Here is a 15,219-nt window from a genome sequence, read left to right as displayed (position 1 = left end):
ATTCACCTCGGTTTCATTCCCCGCTAGCCTCGGACCGTGGACGCGCACCCGCACGACGACGCCCCCGCGGCGGCCCCGACGGCCGGCGCGGGCGGGCCGGCGAGCCCGTCGGAGGAGTTCCTCGAGCTGCTGCACGACGTGCTGCGCAGCGTCCGGCGGGAGGCCTCCACCGTCCTCGGGCACGACATCACGCCGGGCCAGCTGCGCCTGCTGCGCACCCTGGACCGCTGCGACCGGCCGCGCCGCCTCGGCGAGCTCGCGGACGTCCTCGACGTCGCGCCGCGCTCGATCACGTCCAAGGTGGACCAGGCGGAGGAGGACGGCTGGGTGCGGCGCGTGCCCGACCCGGCGGACCGACGCGCGACGCTCGTCGAGCTCACGGACGCGGGCCGCGAGCAGCTCGCGCGGCTGTCGGACCGGCGGCAGGAGGGCGCACGCGCGCGGCTCGACGTGCTGACGCCCGACGAGCAGCGGCAGCTCCTGGGGCTCCTCCGCCGGGTGGCGGACCGTTCGTGACGCGTCGAGTCACGCCCGCGACACCGGACGGACGCGTGCACGAGTCCGGATACGGGTCCCGTCCCGACCTGCTGCCCCCGTCCGTCGTCCGCCTCACCCGGACGCGCGAGGCGGGCGCACGCTGGGTGGCGCGTGACGGTGTCGAGCTGCTGACGCTGGAGGAGCACCTGTGCGTCGAGCGGCGTGCGCTGGGGGGCCTGCCGCGACGGTCGGACGGCACGGTCGAGTGGGACCGTCGTCCGGACGACGTCGTGCGCACCCACGAGGCCGACGCCACCGCCCTGGCCGCCGAGGTCGTCGCCCTGGCGGAGCAGGCCGCGAGCGTCGTCGTGCTCGACGGCTCCCTGGCGGTGCCGAGCGTCCGCGTCCCAACGTCGGCCGCCGCGGACGTCGTCCGGGAGATGACGGCGCGGGCGACCGAGCTGTGGGTCGTGCCGGACGGGGTTCCGGTCCTGCTCGAGTACGCGTACTTCCAGGACACCGTCGTGCGCGCGGTCGTCCCGTCCGTCGACGACGGGCCGCAGGACGACGCCTGAGTCGGCGCCGGGGTCGACGAGGTCCCCGTCGTCACCTGGCAGGGGGCCCGGACGGACACCGCGCCGATCGCCGTCGCCGTGCCGACCGGCGCCGCCGCGCCTCCCACGCCCGGGGGCACGCCGTCAGCCCGGCAGCGGTGCCCGAAGCGTGACCGCGCCGACCGCCGTCGCCGTGCTCACCAGCACGCCCGCGGCCTCCCACGCGCGCTCCAGCACCCGGTCGGCGTCGTACCCGAGCGCCGTCAGCGAGCCCGCGACCAGCGCCGCGCCGACGCCGTACGCCGCGTAGGCGGTCAGCGGCGCGACCAGCAGCCGCTCGCGCCACGAGCCCGTCGTGCCGAGCAGCGGCACCGCGAAGTTCCCGCCGCGGCTCCACAGGTCGTTGAGGACGGGCGTGCGCCGCCACCAGCGGGGCGGTCGCGGCTCCCACGGCCACAGCAGGGGGACGCCGCCCCCGGTGAGCATGTCGCCCGCGACGTGCACGGCCGCACCCAGCCCGACGGCGACCGGGAGCCAGTCCCAGCCGGTCGGCGCGACCACCGTGACGAACGCGGCGAGCGCGACCGCGAGCGCCCACGCGTCCAGCCGTCGCCGGGCGAGGCCCAGCGCGCGTGCCGCGAACGCCACGAGCAGCAGCGACAGCACGCCGGCGCCCACCGCGAGCTCCCCGAGCCGGTCGGTGGCGACCGTGACCTGCCCCGCCCCCCACGCGATCGCGGTGAGCACGCCGACGCCCAGCAGCGAGTGCGTGCCGTTGCGGTGCCCGCCGGCGAGGTGCCCGACCGCGTCGCAGACCCACTCGGACACCGGCGGCAGGGAGTGCGCGACGGTCGCGTCGTGGTGGTCGGCGTCCGGGGCGAGCGCGGCGCCCGCGCAGACGAGCGTGCCGGCGACGACGCCCAGCGGCGAGACGGGGTACCAGCCGAGCGTGTACGGCGCGGTCGACGCGACCGCGACCCACGCGGCGGCCCCGCAGAGCGCGTGGTGGGCGCCCTTCACGACGCCGCCGGCTCCGGTCGGCTGCGGCGCACGGTCACCTCCGGTGCAGGTCAGGGGCGTGAACGGCGTCCACCTCAGCCGTCCGGGTGACAGGCGTCAAAACGGCCGGGGTGTCCGGTCCCGGCGTGTCGCCGACGCCGCCGCGGGCGGCTGCCGCTTGCGTCGCCGTCGGGCTGTCGAGCCCGGACTTGGTCAGGACCCGGGCGCCGCCGTGCTGACGAACCCCGGGTTCGCCGGCGGCGGTGCGGGTGAACCCGGAGTTGTCCGCGTCCCGTGGCGGGACGGCGCGGAGAAGTCCGGGTTCGTCGGCGGGGGACGTCGGCGCGGCCGGGCCCCGGGTGACGGGCCGGGCCGCCGGTGCCAGCATCGGGGCATGACCCACGGCGACGTCCCCGCACGCGGCGGTGCCCCCCGGTTGCGGGCCACGTCGATCACGATCAGCACGGCCCGGCCGCACGAGCAGGCGCACTTCTACGCGCGGCTGCTCGGGGGGCGGGTCACCGTCGAGGAGGAGGCCGACCCGGGCGACCCGACGAGCGTCACGTGGGCGCAGGTGAAGCCGCCGGAGGGCGAGCCGGGCCTGACGATCAACCTCGAGCACGAGCGGGAGTGGACGCCGCCCGTGTGGCCGGCGCGGCCGGGGGAGCAGCGCTCGACCCAGCACCTGGATGTGGAGGTCGACGACCTGGACGCCGCGGTCGCCTGGGCCCTCGCGTGTGGTGCGCGCGAGGCCGACGTCCAGCCGCAGAAGGGCATCCGCGTCATGCTCGACCTCGACGACCACCCGTTCTGCCTGTTCCTGTGACCGATACCGCGACCGCGCCTCCCGGCGGCTGACGCGCGCCACGGCCCCGCGCGCCGCCGACGACCGCACCCCCGCTCGGAGGTCCCATGCCCGCCGCGTCCGGCCCGAGCCGCCGCGCCGTCCTGCACGTCGGCGCGGTCGCGCTCCTCGCCGCCGCCTGCACGCCGCCGCGCGAGCGCGAGTCGCCGTCCGGCACGGGCACGTCTGCGTCCGCCCACCCGACGCCCACCGCCGCGGCGCCGACCACCCCGCCGCCCCTCGACCTCACCGCCGCGCTCGCGGACGTCGAGGCGCGGCACGGCGTGCGCCTCGGCCTGCACGCGGTCGACACCGCCCAGGGCCGCACCACGAGCCACCGTGCGGACGAGCGGTTCGCGTTCTGCTCGACGTTCAAGCCGCTCGCCGCCGCCGCCGTGCTGGCCTCGCGCACGGTCGCGGGCATCGACCAGCCGGTCCCCGTCGCCGCCGACGACCTCGTCGACTTCTCGCCGGTCACCGCCGACCGCGTGGGCGGGACCATGACGTGGCGCGAGCTGGGGGACGCGGCCATGCGGTTCAGCGACAACACGGCGGGCAACCTGCTGCTGCGCGGCGCAGGCGGTCCGGAGGGCCTGACCGCGTGGCTGCGGACGGTCGGCGACGACGTCACCCGCAGCGACCGCTGGGAGCCGGAGCTCAACGCCTTCGTCCCCGGCGACGACCGTGACACCAGCACCCCCCGGGCGCTCGCGGGCACCTACCGGACGCTCGTCGTCGGCGACGTCCTCGGCGCACCCGAGCGCGACGTCCTCACCGACTGGCTCGTGCGCAACACCACGGGGGACGCCCTCGTCCGCGCCGCCGCCCGCCCCCGCTGGACCGTCGGCGACAAGACGGGCGCGGGCGCGTACGCGACCCGCAACGACGTCGCGGTCGTGTGGCCCGGCCCCGTGGGGTCCGCGGAGGGCGCACCCGTCGTGCTCGCGGTCTGCACCGACCGCCCGTCACCGGACGCCGAGCGGACGGACGCGCCCGTCGCGGAGGCCGCCCGGGTCGTGCTCGACGCGCTCGTCGCGGCGAGCACGACGTGACGGGCCGGCCGGCGGGCGCGGGCGCGGCGGCCCGACCCCGGCTAGCGTCGAAGCCGGACCCCACCGACCGGAGGCCGCGATGGCGCTGCTGACCTGCCACTTCTTCTCCGAGGCGCTGCAGACGAGCACGGCGGCGACCGTGCTGCTGCCGGAGGCCGCCCGCGGCCAGATCGGGATGGGCGGTGCGGACCTGGCCGGGCCGCCGCCCGTGCTGTACCTGCTGCACGGGCTGAGCGACGACGAGTCGATCTGGCTGCGCCGCACGTCGATCGAGCGCTACGTCGCCGACCGCGGGCTGGCCGTCGTCATGCCGCGCGGCGGGCGGTCGTTCTACACCGACGAGGCGTACGGCGGGGCCTACTGGACGTTCCTGTCGGAGGAGCTGCCGCGGGTGGTGCAGCACTTCTTCCGCGTGTCGGACCGGCGCGAGGACACGTTCGTCGCGGGGCTGTCGATGGGCGGGTACGGGGCGTTCAAGTGGGCGCTGCGCCAGCCCGAGCGGTTCGCGGCGGCGGCGAGCCTGTCGGGTGCGCTCGTCGTGGGCGGCGCGCGGGCCGCCGAGCTGCACGTGCGGGTGCCGCACGTGTGGGCGGGCGCCGACCCGGAGGGCAGCGACGACGACCTGCTGGCCCTGCTCGACCGCGCCGACCCGGCCTCGCTGCCCGCGCTGTACGCGACGTGCGGTGCGCAGGACTTCCTCGTCGACGCGCAGCACCTGTTCGTCGAGCAGGCGACGGCCCGGGGCGTGCCCGTCGAGGCGCACGTCCACCCGGGCGACCACGAGTGGGGCTACTGGGACCGGCACATCCGGGACGTCCTCGACTGGCTGCCGGTGCGCCAGGGCTGACCCGCCGGCCGGGCGGCGGTAACGCCGTCGCCCGTGCCGGACACGTGGGCGGTGACACACTCCTGCCCACGGAGGGAGACCCGTGAGCCCGTCACCCCCGGCGGACCCTGCCGACGCGCCCACCCGCAGCGGCGACGCCGCCCGGCACGAACGCTTCACCGCCCTGTTCGACCGCACCCACGGCCCGCTGCTGGCGTACGCGGTGCGCCGTGTCGCCGACCCGGCGGACGCCGCCGACGTCGTCGCGGAGACGTTCCTCGTCGCGTGGCGCCGCCTCGACGACGTCCCGGGCGGCGACTCCGCGCGCCCCTGGCTGTTCGGCGTGGCCCGGCGCGTCCTGGCGAACCACTACCGCGGCGACCGCCGGCGCCTCGCGCTCGCCGACCGGCTGCGCGAGCAGCTCACCGAGGTCGCCCCGCCGCCCGAGCCCGTCGACCGCACGCTGCTCCAGGCCATGGAGCGGCTGCCGCCCGATGACCGGGAGCTGCTGCGCCTGGTCGCGTGGGAGGAGCTCGCCCGGGACGAGATCGCGCTCGTCCTCGGCGTCCCGCGCGCGACGGTGCGCGTGCGGCTGCACCGCGCCCGGCGTCGGCTGCTCGCGCAGCTCGCCGCGCTGGACGGTGCCGACCCGCCACCCGTCGTGCAACGCGCGGCAGGCGCCGGACACGTCAGGAGCGGATGGGCGGACGCCCGTCCCGGACCGCAGGAGGCGAGATGAACGAGGACCTGGTGCGACGCCTGCGGGCGGCCGACCCGACGGCCCGCGTCGCGCTGCCCACGGCGGCCGACGACGCGATGCGGGAGGCGATCATGGCGACGGACGTGACGACGGATCGGACCGGGACGGTCGGGCGCCGGCGGGTGCGGCGGGGTGCCGTCGTGGCCGCCCTGGCCACGGCGCTCGTCGGCGGGGGAGCCGCGTACGCGGGGTTCCACGACTGGTATCGGGGCGGTGGCGGGCACGAGGGGCTCACCTGCATGGCCCGGTGGGACGCGCCCGCGGACGAACGTTCCGGCGGCCCCTGGCTGACGGGTGACGCCGTCGCGGACTGCCGGCACTACCAGGAGCTGACGGGCCTGCCCCCGATCGAGGAGCCGGTGGCGTTCCACGTCGCGGACGACCCGGCGCTCTACGTCGCGCCGCGCCACGAGGTCCCGCCGGGCGCGACGCTCGTCGCGGCCGACCCGCAGGACCTGGCGCGGCAGGAGCTCGAGGGCTCCCTGAAGGACTTTGTCGACGGGCTCGGCGCGCAGTGCCACGACGAGGCGGGCGCGGTCGCCGCGGCGCACGCCGAGCTCGACCGCCTCGGCCTGGAGGGCTGGACGGTCCGCTCGGAGGAGCGCCCGGCCGACTGGCCCGAGGAGGAGTGCGCGCTGGTCGGCTTCGCCGTCCCGCAGCCGCCTGCCGACGGTGCGACGGCTGCGCCGGGTGGCACCGCGACGCCGGCGACCGGCAGGGAGGCGTTCGAGCCGGAGCCGCGCACCCTCGTCGTCCACCCGCACGCCGCACCCGACCGCGACACCCTGCGCGGTCAGGGCGTCGGGGAGGTGGTGTACGAGATCCGGGACGCGCTGCGTGCGGGCATCGCGGACGCCTGCGTGGACCTCGACGTGGCGGAGAGGATCGCGGCAGACGCCCTCGGCGACGGCCACCGCTGGCCGACCGTCGTGGTCGAGGACCCGGCGGCGGAGTGCACGCGGGTGGATCTCACCGGCGGCGGCTCGATCCAGGTCTCCCTGCGCGGCCCGCGCCGCTGACGCCGCCCGGCGCGCGGCCGCACCGAGCCGGCGGACACCGGTCCCCGTGCTCGGTGCGGCCGCCGTGCGGCGTGGACGGACCTTGACGGATCGCCCGCTTCGCGTATGTTAGGCCCGCCTTACTGAGGCAGACCTCACTACGCGCGTCCCTGCAGCGGGACGTGCCCGCCGCAGGGGAGATCCACGCGTGCACGAGCTGCTGTCCGCCGGCACCGCCGACGCCTACGTCGACGCGATGCGCGGCACCGTCGACCGGGTCGCGTCCCGGTTCCGCACCACCACCCAGCCGTTCTCGGGCGCGAGCCGGGAGCACCTGCAGGCCCTGGTCGACGCGGTCGACCTCGACGCGCCCGGCCGGGGCACGGCGGCCGCGCTGCGCGAGGTCGACGAGCTGTTCGCGCAGCACGCCGTCTGGTTCCACGACCCGGCGTACACCGCGCACCTCAACTGCCCGGTCGCCGTGCCGGCCGTCGCGGCGGAGGCCGTGCTCGCCGCCATCAACCCGAGCGTCGACACGTACGACCAGTCGACGGTCGGCACGCTCATGGAGCGCCGGCTCGTCGCGTGGACGGCCGGCCGCATCGGCTTCCTCGCCGGCGGCGGCATCTTCACCTCCGGCGGGACGCAGTCGAACCTGCAGGCGCTGCTCGTGGCGCGCGAGCACGCGCTCGCCACGGCTCCCGGGGCCGGCATCCGCGACCTCGTCGTGCTCGCGACAGCGTCGAGCCACTTCTCGGTCCAGAAGTCCGCGCGCCTGCTCGGCCTCGCACCCGACGCCGTGCGCCTCGTCCCCGTCGACGAGCAGGGGCGCATGCGCCCCGACGCGCTGGCCATCGCGCTGCGGCACATCGAGCAGGACGGCCGCCTCGCGATGGCCGTCGTCGCGACGGCCGGCACGACCGACCGCGGCTGCATCGACCCGCTCGCGGCGATCGCGGACGCGTGCGACGCCGCCGACGTCTGGCTGCACGTCGACGCCGCGTACGGCTGCGGCCTGCTCGTCAGCCGCACGCGCCGGCACCTGCTCGACGGCATCGAGCGCGCCCGCTCGGTGACGGTCGACTTCCACAAGGCGTTCTTCCAGCCGGTGTCGTCCTCGGCGCTGGTCGTGCGGCACGCGGCGGACCTGCGGCTCGTCGCGCACCACGCGGACTACCTCAACCCGGAGCACGAGGACGAGCCGAACCAGGTCGACGTCTCGCTGCAGACGACGCGCCGGTTCGACGCGCTCAAGCTCTGGGCGACCCTGCGCGCGCTCGGCGCCGACCGCATCGGCGAGATGGTCGACGCGACCATCGACCTGGCCGCGGCCGTGCACCGGGTGGTCGACGCCGACCCGGACTTCCGGCTGCTCTCGCCGACCGACCTGTCGACCGTGATGTTCCGCTACCAGCCCGACGGCCTGGACGACGCGCGCGCCGACGCCCTCGTCGCGCAGGTCCGCCGCGTGCTGTTCGACTCCGGGCGCGCGCTCGTCGCCCGCACCACGGTCGACGGCCGCCCGTGCCTCAAGCTGACGCTGCTCAACCCGGACACGACGGTCGCGGACGTGCGGCACGTGCTCGAGCTGGTCCGCCAGGCGGCCGCCGCGCTCGTCGAGGGCGACGACCTGCTGCGCCCCGACCCGGCGGTGGCGCGGTGAGCGACGCGACGCCCCCGGTCGCACCCGAGGCCCGCGTGCACGACCTCGTCGGCGTCGGCATCGGCCCGTTCAACCTCGGCCTGGCGGCGCTCGCGGACCCGCTCGACCTCGACACGGTGTTCCTCGACCGCGCCGACGAGTTCCGCTGGCACCCGGGCATGATGCTCGAGGGCGCGACGATCCAGGTCCCGTTCCTCGCGGACCTCGTGACCATGGCCGACCCGACCAGCCCGTACTCGTTCCTCGCGTGGCTCAAGGCGACCGGGCGGCTGTACGCGTTCTACATCCGCGAGAGCTTCTACCCCCTCCGCGCGGAGTACGACGCGTACTGCCGGTGGGTGGCGGACCGGCTGCCCGCCCTGCGGTGGGGGCGGACCGTGACGGCGGTCGAGGTCGACCCCCACGACGAGGACCTCTACGTCGTCCACGCCCGCACCCCCGGCGGCGACGTCGAGTCGTACCGGACGCGTCACGTCGTGCTGGGCCTCGGCACGCAGCCCGTCGTCCCCGCAGCCCTGCGCGGCCTGGACGGGCCGGTGGTGCACTCGTCCGACTACCTGCCGCACCGCGACCGGCTGCGGTCGGCGGACTCGGTCACGGTCGTCGGCTCCGGCCAGTCCGCGGCGGAGGTGTACCGCGACCTGCTGGAGGGCACGGGCCCGGGCGGGCAGCGCGTGGACTGGGTGACGCGCTCGCCCCGGTTCTTCCCGATGGAGTACACGAAGCTGACGCTGGAGATGACGTCGCCGGAGTACACCGACCACTTCCACGCCCTGCCGGTGGACCTGCGCGACCGCCTCACGCGCGAGCAGCGCGGCCTCTACAAGGGGATCAGCGCCGACCTCGTCGACGACATCTACGACACCCTCTACCGCAAGAGCGCGGTCGGCCCGGTGCCCACCACCCTGCTGACCGACACCGAGGTGACGGGCGCGGTGTGGGACGGCGAGCGGTACACGCTGCGGCTGCGGCACGCGCAGCTCGGCACGGAGCACGAGCGCAGCACCGAGGCGCTCGTGCTGGCCACGGGCTACGCGGCGCAGGTGCCGGACGTCGTCCTCGGCATCGCGCACCGGCTGGAGTGGGACGAGCGCGGGCGGCTGGCCGTGGCGCGCGACTACTCCGTCGACGGCGGGCGGGGGCGCGTGTTCGTGCAGAACGGCGAGGAGCACACGCACGGGCTCACGGCGCCGGACCTGGGCTTCGGGCCGTGGCGGTCGTCGACGATCCTCGCGGCGGTGTGCGGGCGCGAGGTGTACCCGCGCGAGCGCCGCATCGCGTTCCAGGAGTTCGGCGTGCCGACGGGGGCCGAGCCGGCGCCGGCGGGGACCGTCGTCCCCGCCGCACCCGCGGCCCCGGTCGCACCCGCCGCCCCGGCCGCACCCGTCGCCCCCGCCGGCGAGGCGGCACGGTGACGGGCTGGCGCTCGCAGGCCACCGAGCCGCTGTCCGCGCAGGTCGTCCGCGACGAGGCGTGGAAGCGCATCGGCCCGGTCCGCCTGGACCGCGTCGTCCCGGAGCGGGACGCGCAGGTGCTGCACCACTGGCTCACGCACCCGGCGTCCGCGTTCTGGCAGATGCAGGACCTCGGCCTGGACGAGGTGCTCGCCTACGAGCAGCGGCTCGCGGAGTCGACCGACGAGCACGCGTGGATCGGCCGTGTTGCCGGCCGGCCGACGTTCATGGTCGAGACGTACGACCCCTCGCGCGTCCTGCTCAAGGGCGTGTACCGCGCCCGCACGGGCGACGTCGGCATGCACCTGCTCGTCGCGCCGCCGCAGGGCCCGCGCCTGCACGGGCTCACCGACGCCGTCATGGCCGCCACCATGCGCTTCTGCTTCGGCACGCTGCGCGCCCAGCGCGTCGTCGTCGAGCCGGACGTGCGCAACACCGCCATCGCCGCCAAGAACGCCGCCGCGGGCTTCCGCGTCGTGCGCGAGGTCGACCTGCCCGGCAAGCGTGCGGCGCTGTCCGTGTGCACGCGCGAGGACTTCGCCGCCAGCCGGCTCGGCGCCACCACGACCCACGAGGACCCCCGATGACGCTGACCGACCTCCCGCCCGTCGCCCTCCGCGGCCCGGCCCGCCCTCCTCACCCGGCGGACCACCTCACGCCCGAGCACCTGGCCGCCGCCCAGCGCCACCTCGTGGCGAAGGCGCTGGCGGAGTTCGCGCACGAGCGGCTGCTGGCCCCCGCGCTGGACCGGTCCGCCGCGCCCGGCACCGGCGGGACGCGGGCGTACGTGGTCACGCTGGACGCCCCGGACGGGCACCGTGCCGCCTACCGGTTCCGCGCCCGGCGCCTCGCCCTCGAGCACTGGGCGATCGACCGGACCACGCTCACCCGCGAGGTCGACGGCGAGCCCGCCCCGCTGGACGTCCTCGACCTCGTGCTGGAGCTGCAGCCGCTGCTGCGCATCCCCGACGACCTGCTCGCGCTCTACCTCGAGGAGCTGTCGTCCACGCTGGCCAGCGCCGCGTACCGGCGCGCGCACCCGCAGCCGACGGTCGCCGAGCTGCTGCACGCGGACCTCGCCACGGTCGAGCAGGCGATGACCGAGGGGCACCCGTCCTTCGTCGCGAACAACGGGCGCATCGGGTACGGGGTCTGCGAGCACGACGCCTACAGCCCCGAGGCCGGGCGCCCGGTCCGGCTCGTCTGGCTCGCCGCGCGCCGTGCCGTCAGCCACGTCGCCACCGGCGCGGGCCTCACCGAGGACGCGCTGTACCGGCACGAGCTGGACCCGGCCACGCTCGCCCGCTTCGAGGCCCGCCTGCGCGACCTCGGGCTCGACCCCGCCGACTACCGCTACCTGCCCGTGCACCCGTGGCAGTGGGAGCACCGCGTCGCGGTGACGTTCGCCCCCGACGTCGCGCGCCGCGACCTCGTCCTGCTCGGCGAGTCGGACGACGAGTACCGCGCGCAGCAGTCCGTGCGCACGTTCCTCAACGTCAGCCGCCCGGACCGGCACTACGTCAAGACGGCCGTCGCGATCCAGAACATGGGCTTCCTGCGCGGGCTGTCGCCGGCGTACATGCGGGCCACGCCCGCGATCAACGACTGGGTCGCGGACCTCGTCGACTCCGACCCCGAGCTCGCCGCGTGCGGGGTCCGCGTGCTGCGCGAGCGGGCGTCCATCGGCTACACGGGCGACGTCTACCACCGCACGCCCCGCCCCAACGCGCACCGCAAGATGCTCGCCGCGCTGTGGCGCGAGCAGCCGCACGCCCTGCTCGCGCCCGGGCAGCGGGCGACGACGATGGCCGCCCTCCTGCACCGTGACGCCGCCGGCGACGCGTACGCGACGGCGGCCGTGCGGGCGTCGGGCCTCGACCCCGCCGACTGGCTGCGCGCCTACCTGCGGGTCTACCTGCGCCCGCTCGTGCACTGCCTGCGCGCGCACGACCTCGCGTTCATGCCGCACGGCGAGAACGTGATCCTCGTGTGGTCCGACCACGTGCCCGTCGGCGCGTTCCTCAAGGACATCGGCGAGGAGGTCGCCGTCCTGTCCGACCGCCCGCTGCCGCCCGAGGTCGAGCGCATCCGCGCCGTCGTCGACGACGACGAGAAGGCCCTCGCGATCTTCACCGACGTGCTCGACGGCGTGCTGCGGCACCTCGCCGCGGTGCTCGTCACCGACGGCGTGCTGACCGAGGGGGCGTTCTGGGGCGTCGTCGCCGAGACGATCGACGGGCACCTCGCCGACCACCCCGACCTGCCGTCGGGCGTCGACCTGCGCGCCCCCCGGTTCGCGCACTCGTGCCTCAACCGGCTGCAGCTGCGCAACACGCTGCAGATGGTCGACCTGGCCGACCAGTCGTCGTCCCTCATCTACGCGGGCACGCTCGCCAACCCGGTCGCGCGCGGCGCCGTCGCCGGGCAGGAGGACGACCGGGCGGGTGACGCGCCGGGAGCGGACGCCCCGCGCCGGGCCGCCGGCCGTCCCGCGGACGAGACTGCCTGACATGGCCTTCGAGGTGTTCCGCGACGCGTGCGGCGTCCCGCACGTGCGCGCGTCCGACGAGCTCGCCCTGGCGTACGGCCAGGGGTGGGTGACCGCACGCGACCGCACGTGGCAGGTGCAGACGGACCGCTGGCGCGCCGAGGGACGCCTCGCCGAGCACATCGGGGAGGCCGGCGTCGGGTGGGACGTCGTCGCGCACCGGCTGCGCCTGCCGGACACCGCGCAGCGCGCGTACGCGGCGCTCGGGGACGGCGACCGCGCGTGGGTGGACGCCTACACGGTGGGCGTGAACGCGGGGCTGGCGTCGGCGGGGCGGCCGGTCGAGGTCGACGAGCTCGACCGCGTGCTCGGCGGCAGCACCCCCGACGACCCGTGGCCCGCGTGGGCGCCGCTCGGCGTGTTCCTCGTCAACCACGCGCTCTTCTCCACGTTCCCGCGCGTGCTCTGGCACGACCACGTCGTCCGCGCCGCACGGGAGTCCGGCCACCCGGGGCTCGCCGCGCTCGACCCCCTCGACCTCGTGCGGCTGTTCGACCCCGCCGCGGACGGGCCGTCCAGCGGCTCCAACGCGTGGGCGCTGCACGGCTCGCGGACCGTGTCCGGCCGCCCGCTGCTCGCCGGCGACCCGCACCGCGTCCTCGAGCTGCCCGGCGTCTACCAGCAGATCCGGCTCGCGTGCCCGGAGTACGACGTGCTCGGGCTCGCGTTCCCCGGCGTGCCGGGCCTGCCGCACTTCGGGCACGCGGGCACCGCCGCCTGGGGCATCACGAACGCGGTCGCGCACGCCGCCGAGGTGTTCCGCGAGCGGCTGCGCCGGACGGGGGCCGGGGCGTGGGAGGCGCTCGGCCCGGACGGGTGGGAGCCCGTCGAGCGGACGACGGCGCACGTGCGCGTGCGCGGCGGGCAGCCGCTGACGGTCGACGTGCTCGAGACGGCGCGCGGGCCGGTCGTGGTCCGGGGGATCCCGTCCGAGCAGGACACCGCGGGCGCCGGCACGTCCGACGCACCGGGCACCGCCGCGTCGTCCGCCGGGGACGCCGCCGCGGCCGGGGTCCTGGCCGTCGACGAGGGTGCCGGCGCGGCACCCGACGACGCCACACCTGTGGCTCCCGACGACGCCGCACCCGTGGCACCCGACGAGGCCGCAACGGCCCGGCAGGACCAGGTCGCCACCGGCGCGGTCCCCGCCGTGACCGGCGAGGAGGCCCGCTCGGTGCGCCTGCAGCCGCGGGTCGACGACGACCTGGGGTTCGCCTGCCTGCGCCCGCTGCTGCGCGCGCGCACCGCGCACGACGTCGCCGCCGCGCTCGCGGGCTGGGTCGACCCCGTCAACCGGGTGCTCGCCGCCGACGCCGACGGCACCGTCCTCTCCTTCGACGCCGGGCGCGTCGCGGACCGCGACCCCGACGACCGGCTGCTGCCGCTGCGCGCCTGGGACCCGGCGCACGCGCCGCGCCCGTGGCGGACGCTCGCCGCACCGCGGGCCGTCACGGACACCGCGGCGGACGCGAACGACTGGCCGTCGGCGCCGGAGCGGCACCACGGTGCCGTCTACAGCCCGGACCGCGCCACCCGCCTGCGCGCGCTGCTCGACGAGCGCCGGGGCCGTGCGCTCGGCCCGTCGGACATGGCGGAGATCCACGGCGACACGCACTGGGCAGGGGCGGGGCGGCTGCTGCGGCAGGTCGCGGCCGTCGAGGGGCTGACGCCGGCGGCCGCGGCCGTCCGCGACCGCCTGCTCGCATGGGACCTGCACATGGACGCCGGCTCGCACGAGGCCGCGCTGCTCGCCGACCTGCGCGGTGCGCTCGTCGCCCGGCTCGTCGCGGAACCCGCGCTGGTCGCGCTCGCCGCGCCGCACCGGGCCGGGCCCGCGTTCGACGCGTGGTTCGGTCTGCGCGGACGCGTCGGCCAGGCGCTCGGGGCGCTGCTCGACCGCGCCGACCTCGGCATCGACGGACCCGCCCACGTGCGCGCGGCCCTCGAGGAGGTCGCCGCCGGCGCGTCGCAGGACGAGACGTGGGGCGCGCGGCACAGGGTGCTGCCGGCGCACGTGCTCGCGGACGTCCCCGGCGCCGCCGTGCCGTCCGTGCCCGCACTGCCCCTGGCGGGCGACCAGGACACGCTGCGCTGCACGGGCACCGTCCCGGGCGTGACGGACCGCGCGTTCCGCGGCTCGGTGGCGCGCTGGGTCTGGGACCTGGCCGACCGCGACCGCAGCCGGTGGGGCGTGCCGTTCGGCACCAGCGGCGACCCCCGCAGCCCGCACTTCGCGGACCAGCACCCGCGGTGGGCCGTCGCGCGGACCGTCGAGGTCGTGACCGACTGGGACCGCCTCACCCCGGAGCCGCTGCCGGACGGGGTGGGGGAGTGACGTCGGCGGTGGCGCCGGGGCTCACCGCCGCGTGGGCGGTCCTGCCCGGCGGCACGGTGGTCGACGAGCGTGCCGTCGACGGGCTGGGCGTCCTGACGACGTCGGTGCTCGACCTCGACGCGGACCTGCCGACCCTGCACGCCTGGTGCACGGCGCGCGGCACGGAGTTCTGGGGGCTGCAGCACCTGACCGCGGACGAGCTGCGCGAGACGTACGCGTTCGTCGACGGGCTGGAGCACCACCACGCGCTGCTGTCCCGGGTGGACGGCGTCCCCGTCGCGCTGGTGCAGGTCTACGAGCCGGCGCACGACCCGGTGGGCGAGGTCTACGACGTGCAGCCGGGTGACCTGGGCGTGCACGTGCTCGTGGGCGCCCGTCCGCCCGGGTGCGAGCGGGGCTTCTCCCAGCGCCTGCTGCTCGCGCTGGTGCAGGTCGCGGCGGAGACCACCGGTGCCACGCGGATCGTCGGCGAGCCCGACGCCCGCAACACGGCCATGCTGCGCCGCGCCGAGCTGCTCGGCGCCGTCCTCGGGCCCGAGGTGGACCTGCCCACCAAGCGTGCGCGCCTGACGTTCCTGCCGGTCCGCCCGCCGTCCCCCTGATCCCACCCCGGCCCCACGCCCGTCGACTGCGGTAGATGCGTCACGAGTGCGGGTGCTGCAACACCCGCACTCGTGACGCATCTGCCGCACTGGTGGGCGGGGCCGGC

At 76.8% G+C, this 15,219-nt stretch carries 14 protein-coding genes; 13 read left to right on the top strand and 1 reads right to left on the bottom strand.

What is annotated here, in order from left to right; all coding sequences use genetic code 11:
• The first annotated feature begins 36 nt into the window (after window positions 1-36).
• Window positions 37-516 (top strand): MarR family winged helix-turn-helix transcriptional regulator, encoded by a 480-nt coding sequence (locus tag FB586_RS00850; protein WP_136517459.1) that lies wholly within the window; start codon window positions 37-39, stop codon window positions 514-516.
• A gap of 35 nt (window positions 517-551) precedes the next feature.
• On the top strand, window positions 552-1,052 hold the full coding sequence (locus FB586_RS00845) for a hypothetical protein (RefSeq protein ID WP_136517458.1): 501 nt from the start codon (window positions 552-554) through the stop codon (window positions 1,050-1,052).
• 123 nt (window positions 1,053-1,175) lie between these two features.
• Here the strand turns inward: FB586_RS00845 and FB586_RS00840 are convergent, their stop codons facing one another.
• Entirely contained in the window at window positions 1,176-2,051 is an 876-nt protein-coding gene (locus tag FB586_RS00840; protein WP_136517457.1) for a metal-dependent hydrolase, read from the bottom strand.
• 373 nt (window positions 2,052-2,424) lie between these two features.
• Here FB586_RS00840 and FB586_RS00835 point away from each other — a divergent pair, with 373 nt between their 5' ends.
• The 11 genes from FB586_RS00835 to FB586_RS00785 all read left to right on the top strand — a co-directional run bounded on the left by FB586_RS00835 (window position 2,425) and on the right by FB586_RS00785 (window position 15,112).
• Complete coding sequence (locus FB586_RS00835) at window positions 2,425-2,856, top strand: VOC family protein (protein ID WP_136517456.1); 432 nt, start codon at window positions 2,425-2,427, stop codon at window positions 2,854-2,856.
• 86 nt (window positions 2,857-2,942) lie between these two features.
• A complete protein-coding gene (gene bla, locus FB586_RS00830) occupies window positions 2,943-3,926 on the top strand; it encodes a class A beta-lactamase (RefSeq protein ID WP_136517455.1) in 984 nt (327 codons plus the stop codon).
• Between the two features lie 79 nt (window positions 3,927-4,005).
• Window positions 4,006-4,773: an alpha/beta hydrolase gene (locus FB586_RS00825; RefSeq protein WP_136517454.1), complete on the top strand. Its 768-nt coding sequence runs from the start codon at window positions 4,006-4,008 to the stop codon at window positions 4,771-4,773.
• An 82-nt stretch (window positions 4,774-4,855) separates the two neighbouring features.
• A complete protein-coding gene (locus tag FB586_RS00820; RefSeq protein ID WP_136517453.1) occupies window positions 4,856-5,491 on the top strand; it encodes an RNA polymerase sigma factor in 636 nt (211 codons plus the stop codon).
• Window positions 5,488-6,531: a hypothetical protein gene (locus FB586_RS00815; protein ID WP_136517452.1), complete on the top strand. Its 1,044-nt coding sequence runs from the start codon at window positions 5,488-5,490 to the stop codon at window positions 6,529-6,531. The genes FB586_RS00820 and FB586_RS00815 overlap by 4 nt, the downstream gene beginning before the upstream one ends.
• Before the next feature lie 187 nt (window positions 6,532-6,718).
• Window positions 6,719-8,173, top strand: a complete 1,455-nt coding sequence (locus tag FB586_RS00810; RefSeq protein WP_370741037.1) for a pyridoxal phosphate-dependent decarboxylase family protein — start codon at window positions 6,719-6,721, stop codon at window positions 8,171-8,173.
• Window positions 8,170-9,588 (top strand): lysine N(6)-hydroxylase/L-ornithine N(5)-oxygenase family protein, encoded by a 1,419-nt coding sequence (locus FB586_RS00805; RefSeq protein WP_246036284.1) that lies wholly within the window; start codon window positions 8,170-8,172, stop codon window positions 9,586-9,588. Before FB586_RS00810 ends, FB586_RS00805 begins: the two co-directional genes overlap by 4 nt.
• Window positions 9,585-10,214: a GNAT family N-acetyltransferase gene (locus FB586_RS00800; RefSeq protein WP_136517451.1), complete on the top strand. Its 630-nt coding sequence runs from the start codon at window positions 9,585-9,587 to the stop codon at window positions 10,212-10,214. The genes FB586_RS00805 and FB586_RS00800 overlap by 4 nt, the downstream gene beginning before the upstream one ends.
• Window positions 10,211-12,136 (top strand): IucA/IucC family protein, encoded by a 1,926-nt coding sequence (locus FB586_RS00795; protein WP_136517450.1) that lies wholly within the window; start codon window positions 10,211-10,213, stop codon window positions 12,134-12,136. The genes FB586_RS00800 and FB586_RS00795 overlap by 4 nt, the downstream gene beginning before the upstream one ends.
• A 1-nt stretch (window position 12,137) precedes the next feature.
• Complete coding sequence (locus FB586_RS00790; RefSeq protein WP_136517449.1) at window positions 12,138-14,510, top strand: penicillin acylase family protein; 2,373 nt, start codon at window positions 12,138-12,140, stop codon at window positions 14,508-14,510.
• Complete coding sequence (locus FB586_RS00785; RefSeq protein WP_222928253.1) at window positions 14,507-15,112, top strand: GNAT family N-acetyltransferase; 606 nt, start codon at window positions 14,507-14,509, stop codon at window positions 15,110-15,112. Before FB586_RS00790 ends, FB586_RS00785 begins: the two co-directional genes overlap by 4 nt.
• Window positions 15,113-15,219 lie beyond the last annotated feature (107 nt).

This window comes from Cellulomonas telluris (genome assembly GCF_004886325.1).
GTDB classification, from domain to species: Bacteria; Actinomycetota; Actinomycetes; order Actinomycetales; family Cellulomonadaceae; genus Cellulomonas; species Cellulomonas telluris.
The sequence above is the reverse complement of the archived record's forward strand: the minus strand, read 5'-3'. Positions and strand labels throughout refer to the sequence as shown.

Coding starts and splice junctions, on each gene's coding strand:
- FB586_RS00835 (WP_136517456.1), top strand. CDS start 2,425: ATGACCCACGGCGACGTCCCCGCACGCGGCGGTGCCCCCCGGTTGCGG.
- bla (WP_136517455.1), top strand. CDS start 2,943: ATGCCCGCCGCGTCCGGCCCGAGCCGCCGCGCCGTCCTGCACGTCGGC.
- FB586_RS00825 (WP_136517454.1), top strand. CDS start 4,006: ATGGCGCTGCTGACCTGCCACTTCTTCTCCGAGGCGCTGCAGACGAGC.
- FB586_RS00790 (WP_136517449.1), top strand. CDS start 12,138: ATGGCCTTCGAGGTGTTCCGCGACGCGTGCGGCGTCCCGCACGTGCGC.
- FB586_RS00795 (WP_136517450.1), top strand. CDS start 10,211: ATGACGCTGACCGACCTCCCGCCCGTCGCCCTCCGCGGCCCGGCCCGC.
- FB586_RS00815 (WP_136517452.1), top strand. CDS start 5,488: ATGAACGAGGACCTGGTGCGACGCCTGCGGGCGGCCGACCCGACGGCC.